Origin of the sequence: Azorhizobium caulinodans ORS 571, assembly GCF_000010525.1 — a bacterium.
Classification (GTDB): Bacteria; Pseudomonadota; Alphaproteobacteria; order Rhizobiales; family Xanthobacteraceae; genus Azorhizobium; species Azorhizobium caulinodans.
The window spans coordinates 252,880-266,534 of record NC_009937.1 but is presented as its reverse complement, the minus strand read 5'-3'; the positions used below and the strand labels follow the sequence as shown (position 1 = coordinate 266,534).

Genomic DNA, 13,655 nt, shown 5'->3' with positions numbered 1-13,655 from the left:
AGGCGGCCGGTGCCTCACCGCATCCCCCTGGGCTGATCCGCGCCGGGACACGAAAGACGAACGAGATGAGTGACTTTTCCCCCCGCGAGATCGTCTCCGAGCTCGACCGCCACATCGTCGGCCAGGGCAAGGCCAAGCGCGCCGTGGCCATCGCCTTGCGCAACCGCTGGCGGCGTCAGCAGCTTCAGGGCCACATGCGCGAGGAGGTTCTGCCCAAGAACATCCTGATGATCGGCCCGACCGGCGTCGGCAAGACCGAGATTTCCCGCCGCCTCGCGCGCCTCGCCGGCGCGCCGTTCCTGAAGGTGGAGGCCACCAAGTTCACCGAAGTCGGCTATGTGGGCCGCGACGTGGAGCAGATCATCCGCGATCTCGTTGAGGTGGGCATCGGCCTCGTGCGCGAGCAGAAGCGCAAGGATGTGCAGGCCCGCGCGCATCTCGCCGCCGAGGAGCGGGTTCTGGACGCTCTGGTGGGCGCCAACTCCTCCTCCACCACCCGTGACGCCTTCCGCAAGAAGCTGCGCGCCGGCGAGCTGGACGAGAAGGAAGTGGAGATCGAGGTACAGGCGGGCGCGCAGGGCATGCCCATGTTCGAGATCCCCGGCATGCCCGGCGCCCAGATGGGCGCGGTCTCGCTGGGCGACATGCTGGGCAAGGCGTTCGGCGGCCGCACCAAGGCCCGCCGCGTGCTGGTGAAGGATGCCCATCCCCTCCTCCTCACCGAGGAAGCCGACAAGCTCATCGACCAGGAGGCCACCACCCAGGAGGCCATCTATGCGGTGGAGAATAACGGCATCGTCTTCCTCGACGAGATCGACAAGATCGCCCAGCGCGAGGGCCGTTCCGGCGCGGACGTCTCCCGCGAGGGCGTGCAGCGCGACCTGCTGCCGCTGATCGAGGGCACCACCGTCTCCACCAAGCATGGCCCGGTGAAGACGGACCACATCCTCTTCATCGCCTCCGGCGCCTTCCACGTGTCGAAGCCCTCCGACCTGCTGCCGGAGCTGCAGGGCCGCCTGCCCATCCGCGTCGAGCTGGAAGCCCTCACCCGCGCCGATTTCGTGCGCATCCTCACCGAGACCGAGGCAAGCCTCGTCAAGCAGTCCGTTGCCCTCATGGGCACGGAGGGTGTGACGCTGGACATCAGCCCCGACGCGGTGGAGGCCATTGCGGACGTGGCGGTGGAGGTGAATTCGACGGTGGAGAATATCGGCGCCCGCCGTCTGCAGACGGTGATGGAGCGGGTGCTGGACGAACTGTCCTTCACCGCCCCGGACCGTTCCGGCGAGACGGTGAGCATCGATGCCGCCTATGTGCGCGAGCGCGTGGCCGACCTCGCCAAGAACGCCGACCTCAGCCGCTTCATCCTGTGAGCCACGGGCGGCGCGTCTCCGCCTCGCCTTCGGGCAGGTCGCGGCGCGCCGCTCAGAGCACGCGTTCTCTTTCTTGCTCTTTCTTGAGGTTAGAGGGCGATTCACCAAGCGGATTGACCAATCCGCTCGGATCGCGCCCTAGCCCCGCGTGGAGCCGGCCGAGACCGCCCGCGGGCCGAGGCCCGCCTGCTCCAGCTCGGAGAGCACCGGCTCGGCCGTGTCCGCATAGGGCAGCATGGTGTGGACCACCCGGCGCACGCCGGCGGCTCCGTCCGGCGTCTCCCGCACCAGGGCCATCACCACCTCGTGCTCCTGCTCGGTCCGCCCCAGCGCCTTCAGCGCCAGCGCGAGGCCGATGCGCGTCTGCGGCGAGGGATGCAGTTGCAGTGGGGCGAGCACGCCGGCCGCCGCATGGGCGTCCTCCCGCAGGAAGGCGGAGATGGCGATGAAGGCGTCCTGCATGGGGGTGCGCAGCGCGCCATGGGCGCGGGCGAAATTCAGCAGCGCCTCGCCCTGCTCGGGCTGGCCGAGGCCGATACGCACCATGCCCACGTCCGCCGCCACGTCATAGTCGAGCGGATTGAGCGCCAGCGCCCGTTCGGCCGCCGCCAGCGCGGCATCCCGCTCGCCGCGCATATAGTCCACCTTGGCCAGGACCTTGGAGGCATAGGCGCTGGTGGGGGCGAGATCGGCGGCGAGCTCCGCATTGCGCAGCATCTGCGCCAGCATGTCCGGATCTGCGGGCGCGGCGGGATTGCGCCGGATCTCGTCCAGCGCGATCTGTGCCGTCACCGCGTGGGCGAGCCCGAAGCCGGTATGCTGCCGCGCCTCGCGGGCGAGACACTCGCGCACCCCTTGCGGGGTTTCCGCCTCCGAGCCGCGCGACAGGGAATAGACCTGCGCGATGCAGCCGAAGCCTGAGGGACTGGCATCCGCCCGCGCCTGCGACCGCGCCCGCGTCGGCAGCACGCCATAGGACTGCATGAGCGCGACGGCGATGTCGCGCACCACCCGCTGCTCGGTGGCCGGCATGTCGGAACCCCGGCGCAGGCCCTCGAAATCGGCGGACCAGACGATCGTGCCCTCGCACCGGTCCGACAGGCGCACCAGCAAGGAGAAGGTGCCGTCCTCCCGGCCCTCTGCGAGCCCAGACAAGGCGAACACTGAGCGCGGCGGCGGATCGCGGCATTCCCGCACCGAGGCCTCCTGCCCCGGCTCCATCACATCCACGAAATCGAAGCGGGCGAACGCATCCCGCAGGCGGGCCTCGATGGCGTGGGTCTCGGCCTGCGTGGGCGCACGGCTGCCCACCGTCTCGAAGGGGCGCACGTCGATGATCGGCATGCCGAGCCGGTCGGCAAGATCACGCGGCCCTTCCGCCTGCGCGAACAGGCTCGCGAACGGCCAGGCGCCCGAGACGGCACGCACGCCCAGCGTGCCCAGCATCACGAGGAAGACCAGCACCACCGCCGGAACGCCCCAACGCCGCAGGCCGCTTCCGGCGACCTGCGGCGCGACGACGGGGATGGCGTCCTCGCCGGTCGGACGCTGCGTCTCTTCGGGCAGCACCTCGGCGGCGGCACCGCGCGGCCGGAAATGCGGCACATAGCTGCCCTTGGGGATGACGATCTCCATCTCGTCATCCACACCCGCGCCGGAATAGTGCCGCTCCAGCGCGCGGCGCAGGCGGGTGGCCTCCACCCGCACGATGGGATCGCTCTGCGGATCGAAGGAAGCCGGCCGCCCGAGCGCCTCGACGGCGATGGTATAGCCCTTGATCTCCTCCGCCCGCCCGCCGAGCTTGGCCTCCACCACAAAGCGCAGGAAGTCCGCGAGGCGGGGCGAGGACGAGAACTCATCCGAGGCGAGCACCCGTGCAAGCGCGGCGCGCACGCGGGCGGCTTCGCCGTCCTCTTCCCCCGGCGGGGGTGTATCGAGGATCGCGTCCATGTCAGCGCCGCAGGCCGAACGCGCGCGCCCGTCCGCGCCCGCTGGAACGCGGACCCGGCAGACGCACGGACGCTATGGACAACTGACGTATGGTCATAGCCCTCTTTTCGGCCAGCACGCGCCGGGGCGCAAGGGGGCGGCGCCACGCCGGCCGCCGCGCAGGCGTGGAAGACGGGGGCAGTGAACGTCCTCCGGCCATCCTGTCTCCTGCACGTGCGTTATCTCCACATCCGTCAAGCTTATCCGGCCGCGGGACGGGCGCCACAACCTCGGCCTGCCCCAAGTGCGACCGGCGGATGCGGCGGATGTGAGGCCCAGCCGCATGGCGGTCCCATCCGCACACGAAAAAGGCCGGGGAGCGGCGCTCCCCGGCCCGATGACACATCCCGCTTCCCGTCAGCGCCCACCGAGCGGATTGATCCAATCCCCTCGGTTCGCGCTCCAGGCGCCAGGGATCATATGCGGCCTGTCAAAGCCAGAACGATCACCACGATCAGCAGGACGCCGACGATGCCGCCGGGCCCATAACCCCAGCTGCTGCTGTATCCCCAAGTCGGAAGGGCGCCGACCAGAATAAGCACCAAGATGATGATCAGAATAGTTGACATGACGTCTCGTCCCTCTGTCGCCTCTGCTTCCCAAACGCAGGGCTGCGGCAAAGGTTCCGCAGTGCGACCGCCCGGCCATCGCGAAGCCAGGCGGCAAAGACGTCACATCAAGACTTGAGCGGAGCGGTAGCGGCCGCAAGCCAGGCCTGTTCGTCGCCATCGAGCGCCGGCCCCACCTCCCGCGCCACACGGGCGTGATAGGCATCCATCCAGGCGATCTCCTCGGCTGTCAGGAGGTCTGTGTCGATCAGCCGCCGGTCGATGGGGGCGAGGGTCAGCGTCTCGAAGCCGAAGAAGCTCTTCTCCGCCCCGGCGATCGCCCGCGGCTCCACCAGGATGAGATTCTCGATGCGGATGCCATACGCGCCCGGGCGGTAATAGCCGGGCTCGTTGGAGAGGATCATCCCCTCCTCCAGCGCCACGTGGCCGAGCTTGGAAATGCGCGCCGGCCCCTCGTGCACGGAGAGCCCCGCCCCGACCCCGTGTCCGGTGCCGTGCTCGAAATCGAGTCCCGCCGCCCACAGGAACTGACGCGCCAGCGTATCGAGCTGCGCGCCCGTGGTGCCCTTCGGGAAAATGGCGCGGGAGAGGGCGATATGCCCCTTCAGCACCAGCGTGAAATGCGCGCGCATGTCCGCCGTCGGCGTGCCCACCGCCAGCGTGCGCGTCACATCCGTCGTGCCGTCGGGATATTGCGCGCCGGAATCGAGCAGGAAGAGCTCGCCGGGCTGGAGCGTCCGGTTGGTGGCGCGTGTGACGCGGTAATGAACGATGGCGCCGTTCGGCCCCGCCCCGGAAATGGTGGGGAAGGACACGTCTGTGAGCTGGCCGGTCTCGCGCCGGAAGGTCTCCAGCGCCTCCACGGCGTCGATCTCGGTGAGCGTGCCGGACGCCGCCGCGCCATCGAACCAGTGGAGGAAGCGCGTCAGCGCCACGCCGTCGCGCAGATGGGCAGCCCGCATGCCGGCGATCTCGGCCGCATTCTTGCGCGCCTTCAGGGCCGAGACCGGATCTGCGCCCTTCGCCACCTTGCCGCCCGCCCGCTCCACCACCTCGGCGAGATGGACGGGTGCCGTCGCCTGATCGAGCCGCACGGTGCGGCCGGCGGCGAAATCGGTGAGCGCTGCCTCCAGATCGTCCTCATGGCGCACATCCGCCACGTCCGACAGGACCGCGCGGACCTCATGGGAGAGCTTGGCGGGGGAGAGGAAGAGCTGCGGCCGCCCCTCCGCCGGCACAAGAGACCAGGCGAGCGGCAATGGCGTGTGGGCCACATCGCCGCCGCGCACATTGAAGAGCCACGCCGTGGCATGGGGATCGGAGATGAGCGCTCCGTCGAGCCGGTCCTTGCCCAGCGCCTCGCGTACGCGGGCAAGCTTGGACGGCGTCTCCTCGCCCGCCAGAGCGGCATCGAGCAGCCGCAGCGGGGCGCGGGGCGGTTCCGGCCGGTCGGTCCACAGCCGGGCGACGGGATCCTCCGCCACGCTCACCAGCACGCCCTTCGCATTGGCCACCGCGCGGGCGAAGCGATCGCGCCCGTCGAGCGTGGTGCGCCAGGGATCGAAGCCGAGCGAGAGCCCCACCGGAAGGTTGGCCTCCAGCCAGCGTTCCGGGCTCGTTTCGGCCAGCGGCACGACGGTGAAGGCGCCGGTGTCCACCTGCGCCGCCGCCTGAAGCGTGTAGCGGCCATCCACAAAAAGCGCCGCGACCTCCGGCAGCACGATCAGAAGGCCGGCCGAGCCGGTGAAGCCCGTGAGCCAGGCAAGACGCTCCTCTCCCGGCGCCACATATTCATTCTGGTGCGCATCGGCCCGCGGCACCACATAGCCGCCGATGCCGCGCCGGGCGAGCTCCGCCCGCAACGCGGCGAGCCGGCCGGGCCCGGCACTGCCGTCGGCGGTCTCCTCGAAGGACTGGAAGCGGGCGTGAAAGCGCGGCGCATGGGCCGACGAAGCAGGGAAGGCAGGATCGGACATGGCGCGAGCTTAGCGCAGCTTGTCCGGCATCCGCATCCCCCTTGCGGCGGGCAAGCAGGAGGGCGCCGCCCGGACGGAGCCCGTCGCGACCACCGCATGCCCATCGCCCCCTGCCCTGCAGCAACCGCGCGCTCTCCGGCGCGCGCCCCATTGCTCGCCGCTTATTCCGCCGTCGTCTTGCGCTGGCCGTCGGATGCCGCGACCCGTGGCGCCGCCGCCCCCCCTCGCCTCCAACGCTGCGACCGGCCGCTCCCATCCTGCCGGGGACAGCCCGCCTTCGCCCTTGCGAGCGAGCCCCCGCCACGTCTATGGTGCCACCCGCTGCGGGCGTAGTTCAGTGGTAGAACGACAGCTTCCCAAGCTGTATGTCGTGGGTTCGATTCCCATCGCCCGCTCCAATTTCGCGAGCTTCGACAAAGGCTTGTCGGCCTACCGTTGGACTACGCGTTCCCCATGTTCCCCATCGCGTTCCCCACTTCCGTTTACGACTTGTTCCTGTGCGCCGCGCGGGCTTGCGCGACCATGCGGCTTTTCCCAATCGTCCCCCGCACGTAACGGGAAGTCGTCGAGGCCTGGGAGTGGCCCGCCGCTGAACGGATGGCGTCGAGATCTACGCCAGCGTCATCGGCTTCGGAGATGCCGCCGGCTCGCGCATCCATGTTCCACACCTTGTCCGGAATGCCTGCCGCACGGGCGATGATGCGCCACTCGCGGGCATAGGCATGTTCTGCATAGGGGCGACCTGCCGTTTCATCGATGATGATCGGTCCCACCCGCCTCGCGGCCGGGATCATGGCGAGCACGTCCATGACCAGCGGGCAGAGCGTGAGATCATGGGCGACGACGGCGCCGGTTTTCGTCGTCTCCTTCACGACGGTCATGGTGTCGGAGATGTCCGACCAGGTGAGGCCCCGGCACCAGCGGCGGGCCCCGAGCGTGATGCCGCTGGCGGGCTGGCCCGCCGGGATCGGCTCCTGACCTGCCCCTATTGAGTGGTCCGGCTTGTGTCTAATGCATTGTGGGCCTGTTGGGCGCATTTGATGTTGGCGGCACCTGCGGCACGATAACGGCCGGTGCCGGAGGCTTGTAGCCGAGCGCGGAGTGTGGCCGCTCGGTGTTGTAGTGCCGGCGCCAGTCCTCGATGACGATCCTCGCCTCGGCCAGGCTGTAGAAGATCTCACCGTCGAGCAGTTCATCCCGGAGCTTGGAGTTGAAGCTCTCGCAATAGCCATTCTCCCACGGCGAGCCGGGCGCGATGAAGGCCGTCCTGGCCCCGACGGCCGTGATCCAGTCCCGCACCGCCTTGGCGATGAACTCCGGGCCATTGTCGGAACGGATATGGCTGGGCACGCCCCGCAGCACGAACAGGTCCGTCAGCACGTCGATGACCGCGGTCGAGTTCAGCTTGCGGTCAATGCGGATGGCCAGGCACTCCCGTGTGAACTCGTCGATCACGTTCAGCATGCGGAACTTCCGCCCGTTGTGGGTGCGATCCTCGACGAAGTCATAGGACCACACATGGTTGGGATGCTCCGGCCGCAGCCGCAGGCAGGACCCGCCGTTGAACCACAGGCGCCCCTTCTTCGGTTGCTTGCTTGGCACTTTGAGCCCCTCCCGCCGCCAGATCCGCTCGACCCGCTTCACGTTCACCACCCAGCCGGACGCCTGCAGCAATGCCGTGATCCGCCGATAGCCATAGCGACCGTATCGGGTGGCCAGTTCGATGATGTCCGCGGTCAGGCCCGCCTCATCGGCACGGCCCACTGGAACCTTGCGTTGCGTGGATCGATGCTGCCCCAGAACCCGGCACGCGAGCCGCTCCGATACGCCGAGCTTGGCCACGACGTGCGCGATGCAGCGACGGCGACGGGCGGGGCTTAGAAGTTTCCCGACGCGGCTTCCTTCAGGATCAGCTTCTCCAGCGTCAGGTCCGAAACCGCCTTGCGCAGCCGTTCGTTCTCCTTCTCCAGATCCTTCAGCCGCTTCACCTGGTCGCTCTCAGCCCGCCGAACTCCTTGCGCCAGCGATAATAGGTGAACGCCGTCACCCCGATGGCCCGGATCGCCTCCGCAACCGGCCGCGCCTGCGACACCAAAACGTCGACCTGCCGAAGCTTCGCGACGATCTCTTCCGGCTTGTGCTTCTTCTGCGCCATCGCGCCATCCTCCAAAGGCTCAAAAAGCCTACTTCACGGAGGACCACTTTTCAGGGGGCAGGCCATGAGACGCCCTGAAGCCGATATTGCGCGCAAATCGAGCGCTGGCAAGGCTTCTGAGGCTTTGTGATATGGGGTGAAAAAGAGAGCTGGCGGAGAGAGAGGGATTCGAACCCTCGATACGGTTTCCCGTATACACGCGTTCCAGGCGTGCGCCTTCAACCACTCGGCCACCTCTCCGCAACACCCGGAGGGGTGCGGAACTCCTGGAGGGCATGGGACTGCCGGCCAGACCCGAGGCGGGAATTCGGACGTTGTCCGATGGCGCCGGTTGGTGCGCCGCCCGCTGTCGAGGTGGCGGAATATAGCGGCTCGGATCGCGCATGCAAGCCGCTTTCCACTGGCAAATGATGCCGGCCCCCAACTGGCTGCAAGGCTCGCGAAAGATGCGCCTTTCGCCCGCCGCACCGGCCGGGGCGGACGGCGTCGGCCGGGGCAGAGCGCCAGCCGGCCCACTGGGGGCCGGCTGGCGAAACACGCGCTCAGTCGCGCAGCAGGTCGTTGATGGAGGTCTTGGCGCGGGTCTTCTCGTCCACGCGCTTCACGATCACGGCGCAATACAGCGAGGGGCCGGGCGTGCCGTCCGGCAGGGGCTTGCCGGGCATCGAGCCGGGCACCACCACGGAATAGGCCGGCACCTCGCCGATGAAGACCTCGCCCGTGGTGCGGTCGATGATCTTGGTGGAGGCGGAGATGAAGACGCCCATGGAGAGCACGGAGCCCTTGCGCACCACCACGCCCTCGACCACCTCGGAGCGGGCGCCGATGAAGCAGTCGTCCTCGATGATGACCGGGCCGGCCTGGAGGGGCTCCAGCACGCCGCCGATGCCGACGCCGCCGGACAGATGCACCCGCTTGCCGATCTGCGCGCAGGAGCCCACCGTCGCCCAGGTGTCCACCATGGTGCCCTCGCCCACATGGGCGCCGAGGTTCACGAAGGAGGGCATCAGCACCACGTTGGGCGCGATGTAGGCGGACTGGCGCACGATGGCGCCGGGCACGGCGCGGAAGCCGGCGGCGCGGAATTCCGAGGCGCCCCACTTGGCGAACTTGGAGGGCACCTTGTCCCACCAGGCCGCCCCGCCGGGGCCGCCGGGGATGAGGTCCATGTCATTGAGGCGGAAGGAGAGCAGCACCGCCTTCTTCAGCCACTGGTTCACCTGCCAGGAGCCATCAGCGGCGGGCTCGGCCACGCGGGCGGCGCCGGAATCGAGCAGCGCCAGCGCCTCGTTCACCGCCTCGCGGATCTGGCCGGCGGTGGAGAAGCCGATCTCGGCCCGCGCCTCGAAAGCGTCCGTGATGATCTTCTGGAGCGCCGGATCCTGCGCGCGGCCAAGCTCGATCGACATGAAATTCCCCTTCTCAAGACCGTGCGGGCAAGGCCGCCGGGTAGTCCTCCCCCCGGGCGCGCTGGCACCGGAGGCTCCAGTCTAGACGTTCAGCCGCGTTCCTTCACTGCGACGAACTTGAGCTTCGGCCATTCCTCGATGGCGCGGTCGAGCACCCACTGGCTGCGGGCGAGATAGACCGGCTGGTCGTCGCGGTCGAGGGCGATGGACGAGCGCGAGGTCTCCGCGAAGCGGTCCACCTCGGCCCGGTCGCCGGTGATCCAGCGGGCGGTGACGAAGGACACGCTCTCATAGCGGATGGGCACGCCATATTCCTTGTCGAGCCGCGAGGACAGCACATCGAGCTGCAGCGTGCCCACCACGCCCACGATGGGCGCGGGATCGGTCAGCGGCCGCAGCACCTGCGTGACGCCCTCTTCCGCCAGATCATGCAGCGCCTTCTGGAGCTGCTTGCTCTTCATGGGGTCGGCCAGCAGCACCCGGCGCAGGATTTCGGGGGCGAAGTCGGGAATGCCCTCGAAGCGGATGGTCTCGCCTTCCGAGAGGGTGTCGCCCACCCGCAGCATGCCGTGGTTGGGAATGCCGATGATGTCGCCGGCCACGGCCTCGTCCACCGTCTCGCGCTCCTGCGCGAAGAAGAAGATGGGGTTGGCGATGGCCATGTGCCGCTTCTCGCGGGCGTTGAACAGCTTCATGCCGCGCTTGAACACGCCGGAGCACAGGCGCACGAAGGCCACGCGGTCGCGGTGGTTCGGGTCCATGTTGGCCTGCACCTTGAACACGAAGCCGGACACGTTCGCCTCCGCCGGCTCCACGGTGCGGCCGTTGGCATTGCGCGGCAGGGGGCTGGGGCCGAAGCCGCCGAGCCCGGCCAGAAGCTGCGCCACTCCGGCCTCCTTGATGGCCGAGCCGTAGAAGACCGGCGAGAGGTGCCCCTCGCGGAAGCTTTCCAATTCGAAGGGCGGCAGCACGCCCAGCGCCAGCGACAGGCTCTCCACCGCCTCCTCGACGATGCGCGCTTCCACGCCCTCGAGCCCCAGAAGGTCGATGGGGTCCTCATAGGGCACGATGCGGGTGAGCGGGCCGCCGCGCTCCTCGGCGAGCAAGGCGCGCTTGCCCGGCACGTCGATGAGGCCGCGGAAATCGGTGCCGAGGCCGATGGGCCAGGTGAAGGGGGTGAGGTCGAGCGCCAGCGTGGCGGCGATGTCGTCCATCAGGCCGAGCGGGTCCTGCCCCTCGCGGTCCACCTTGTTGATGAAGGTGAAGATGGGGATGTCGCGCAGGCGGCACACCTCGAACAGCTTGCGCGTCTGGCTCTCGATGCCCTTGGCGACGTCGATGACCATGACGGCCGCGTCCACCGCCGAGAGGGTGCGGTAGGTGTCCTCGGAGAAGTCCGAGTGGCCGGGGGTGTCCAGCAGGTTGAAGACGATGCCGTCGCGCTCGAAGGTCATCACCGAGGAGGTGACGGAGATGCCGCGCTGCTGCTCGATCTCCATCCAGTCGGAGCGGGTGCGGCGGCGCTCGCCGCGCGCCTTCACCTGCCCCGCCTGCCGGATGGCGCCGGAGGCCAGCAGCAGCTTCTCCGTCAGCGTGGTCTTGCCCGCGTCAGGATGCGAGATGATGGCGAAGGTGCGCCGGCGCGTGAAATCGGGCTGGCCGCCGGCGGATGCCGGAGCCTCGGGGGTCTGGTCGAGCATGGCGCGGCTTATAGCGGGAAAGCGCGCGCGGGGGGAGAGGGGGGATTGGGGACTCTTGGCGGCAGTAGCAGACCTTTACAAATGCATGTCCGAACGTCCAGTGTGAGGCTTTATCCAGACGACCCGCTCATGGGTGCCAGGGGGCGAATAGCTTCCATTGCAAGCCGCATTATTGCGATAACAGCTTATCCGCAGTTTCGTCATTTTGTGCGCCAGTCTCGTCTCTCTCCAAAACTGATACTTGCAACCGGACAAAGCCACCTCCCATGCTTGACGAGCATGCTCAGCGGCCCATCTCACGACCAAGCGCCTCTTTATAGTATTTTTCCATTTTTTTGTTAGACACAGATAAATCCCGCCAGAACGATTCATATATCGGCCTGATTTCCCCAAGACTCTTACCATTTACTTCTTCCATCAAACCCTTAGCAATTAGCCAGACTTCGAAGGCCCCCAGCCCGTCTGCATGAATTTCATCATCAGTCGATGCGGAGTTCAGGGAGGAAGACACCTCTAATACAGATATGCCACCAATATCGAATATCCACACCGCCCGCTGTACAGCATCAGGAATTTCCCAGATGGGCCTAGCGTCGTGGCCGTAGCCATGAAGTTTCAACAAAAATGGCCCACCTCCCCCCATGATATGAGGCATGCAAAAAAGGAAGGATTCGGAGATATCGTCTTTGTCCATATCATTATTAATGAGAACCAAACGGCTCACGTCACGCTCGGCGGCCAAGGGGGAGCTAAAGCGGTATTGAAATCTGGACACGTAACCCAGGAGAGCCGGATTAAATGGCACGCTCCATCTCAATTTTGAAATTTCATCTTTATCATCAACCCAATTCTCCCAAAATCCAATAATTGCCGTTGGCACAAACTGCTCGATAAATATTCTCTTAAATTTCAAAAAATCAAATAATAGCCATGGATCCGTTATGAAATCGTTTAAAATATCAGGTGATTCGGTCAACATCTTCAGACTGTATTTAGTGAATCCTCTGCCACCCGCGTAGTTTCTTGCCACATCGAGGTCAGATTTCGAAACAAACCCTGCTTCGATGTGCCCACCCACGGGGGCCACTTCAATTATGTCAGTCTCCCCGAAGAGGATCTGAGCGAGGTTGGAGCTATGCTTTGTTCGCTTCGATACATGTGAAAGTATTGTCAACATATTTGCCATGGCGGACGCAAGTTCACTTATTTTATACGGCAATACCCTAATACCATCCCACACCCAGTTCGCTATCTGGGAGATCCTCTTAGAATATCGCTTCCCCACTCCGGATAATTCGAAATCGAAACTGAGAAGGCGCCCAGCAGCGAACGCTTCGCAAATCGCAGGAAGGATAAGTTCTCGGAGATTTTTTGCATCTCGGAGCGGATCGGAAACCTGCAGTCGAATCTTCAAATCCAGCGGCCGACCGGTAATCCGGACGCTCTCAATGGGAGGCTGCACCCAACGCAAGTCCTTGGATAGCCATTCGGGCGTAAGTTCTGGAATCTCTCTCCAGCGGAATATGCCAGGGTAAGTTTGCCTCCTAACTACAACTTGATTTTTAACATGCGGCACAAACTGATCTAGCGCACCCTCAATCTGTCTTTTATAAAACCATTGATCCAATACAGATTCCAGCGCACTTTTCCTCAACGGGTACAGGCGGCGTGTTTCGGCCGCTGACCGCAACGCTCTGGGGAAATGAATTTTGATTGCCATTGATTTGACAGCATCAACAATACTGTCCGTAATGTAATCTAAGAAAAGCCCACTCTGAACCTCAAGTCTCCACAGGTTTTCGACAGATATTTTAACAATTTTTATGCCCTCTATATGGCGAAGCGCTCCCTCCAGAAAGCAATAAATAACCGCATCATCGTCAGATGCCGCACGCTCACTTTTCGCGAATGCCAAAGCTACCCGAGGATCGGTAGTCACATCGAGAAATGAAGTTGCAATACCGTAATGCTGCGCAATCGCAGTAATCGCGTCATCGTTTCCGTGATAATTTCGCATTTGCGGGACACCATTGGCCCACTCAGAAAATAACCTAAGCTCCTCGTATGCGAATTTCCTTTTTTCCTCCGTCAGCCGGAATAGGCTTGGTATAAGCCTCGCCCAGTCGAATGTTTGCCCCCGAAACAAGTCGGCCCTCCCAGAGGCCAACAAATATTGGCATATTTCCAAAGCATTTTCAGAATCGTGTGCGCGGATATTTTTCGAAAAAAAACCGTCTTCCAATGGGAGTGCCTTCCTGTCATAAAAATATATAATACACTATAAATAACATCTGGCAGGCAACGTCAAGAAAGGAAATTCTCTCAACGTCGGCTTTCCCAAATTCCCTTCGTTTATTTACCGCTAGCGGCTTGGGTGTGGCTATTCGAGGCTAGCTATGCCCAAAATTGAGCATAGGAGTTGGCATGTCCGCGAGATCTATCTAGCTTGATATAGTTCACACCTATTGGCAGATGCAGCGCGAT

Annotated in this window: 8 protein-coding genes, 2 tRNA genes and 1 pseudogene; 2 read left to right on the top strand and 9 right to left on the bottom strand. The window is 65.0% G+C overall.

Annotated features, from left to right (window positions below; translation table 11 throughout):
• Window positions 1–65: 65 nt before the first annotated feature.
• Window positions 66–1,373 carry an ATP-dependent protease ATPase subunit HslU gene (hslU, locus tag AZC_RS01120; protein WP_012168752.1) on the top strand — a complete coding sequence of 436 codons (1,308 nt, stop codon included), beginning with the start codon at window positions 66–68 and terminating at the stop codon, window positions 1,371–1,373.
• A 138-nt stretch (window positions 1,374–1,511) separates the two neighbouring features.
• Here the strand turns inward: hslU and AZC_RS01115 are convergent, their stop codons facing one another.
• The 3 genes from AZC_RS01115 to AZC_RS01105 all read right to left on the bottom strand — a co-directional run bounded on the left by AZC_RS01115 (window position 1,512) and on the right by AZC_RS01105 (window position 5,907).
• Window positions 1,512–3,323 (bottom strand): hypothetical protein, encoded by a 1,812-nt coding sequence (locus tag AZC_RS01115; RefSeq protein ID WP_012168751.1) that lies wholly within the window; start codon window positions 3,321–3,323, stop codon window positions 1,512–1,514.
• A 455-nt stretch (window positions 3,324–3,778) separates the two neighbouring features.
• A complete protein-coding gene (locus tag AZC_RS24630) occupies window positions 3,779–3,931 on the bottom strand; it encodes a DUF3309 family protein (protein WP_012168750.1) in 153 nt (50 codons plus the stop codon).
• Window positions 3,932–4,038: 107 nt separating this feature from the next.
• The gene (locus AZC_RS01105; RefSeq protein WP_012168749.1) at window positions 4,039–5,907 is read right to left on the bottom strand and encodes an aminopeptidase P family protein; all 1,869 of its coding nucleotides are present in this window, start codon (window positions 5,905–5,907) and stop codon (window positions 4,039–4,041) included.
• 323 nt (window positions 5,908–6,230) lie between these two features.
• Here AZC_RS01105 and AZC_RS01100 point away from each other — a divergent pair.
• Window positions 6,231–6,305 (top strand) — tRNA-Gly (locus tag AZC_RS01100).
• An 84-nt stretch (window positions 6,306–6,389) separates the two neighbouring features.
• Here the strand turns inward: AZC_RS01100 and AZC_RS01095 are convergent.
• The 6 genes and pseudogenes from AZC_RS01095 to AZC_RS24735 form a co-directional block, all read right to left on the bottom strand.
• Window positions 6,390–6,788: a hypothetical protein gene (locus tag AZC_RS01095; RefSeq protein WP_052285825.1), complete on the bottom strand. Its 399-nt coding sequence runs from the start codon at window positions 6,786–6,788 to the stop codon at window positions 6,390–6,392.
• 127 nt (window positions 6,789–6,915) lie between these two features.
• Window positions 6,916–8,062, bottom strand: a pseudogene (locus AZC_RS01090) (IS3 family transposase).
• 150 nt (window positions 8,063–8,212) lie between these two features.
• Window positions 8,213–8,302, bottom strand: a tRNA-Ser gene (locus tag AZC_RS01080).
• A 302-nt stretch (window positions 8,303–8,604) separates the two neighbouring features.
• Complete coding sequence (gene dapD / locus AZC_RS01075) at window positions 8,605–9,471, bottom strand: 2,3,4,5-tetrahydropyridine-2,6-dicarboxylate N-succinyltransferase (RefSeq protein ID WP_012168745.1); 867 nt, start codon at window positions 9,469–9,471, stop codon at window positions 8,605–8,607.
• An 89-nt stretch (window positions 9,472–9,560) separates the two neighbouring features.
• Window positions 9,561–11,171 carry a peptide chain release factor 3 gene (locus AZC_RS01070; protein WP_012168744.1) on the bottom strand — a complete coding sequence of 537 codons (1,611 nt, stop codon included), beginning with the start codon at window positions 11,169–11,171 and terminating at the stop codon, window positions 9,561–9,563.
• Window positions 11,172–11,454: 283 nt separating this feature from the next.
• Window positions 11,455–13,413 carry an FRG domain-containing protein gene (locus tag AZC_RS24735; protein WP_012168743.1) on the bottom strand — a complete coding sequence of 653 codons (1,959 nt, stop codon included), beginning with the start codon at window positions 13,411–13,413 and terminating at the stop codon, window positions 11,455–11,457.
• Window positions 13,414–13,655: the final 242 nt, after the last annotated feature.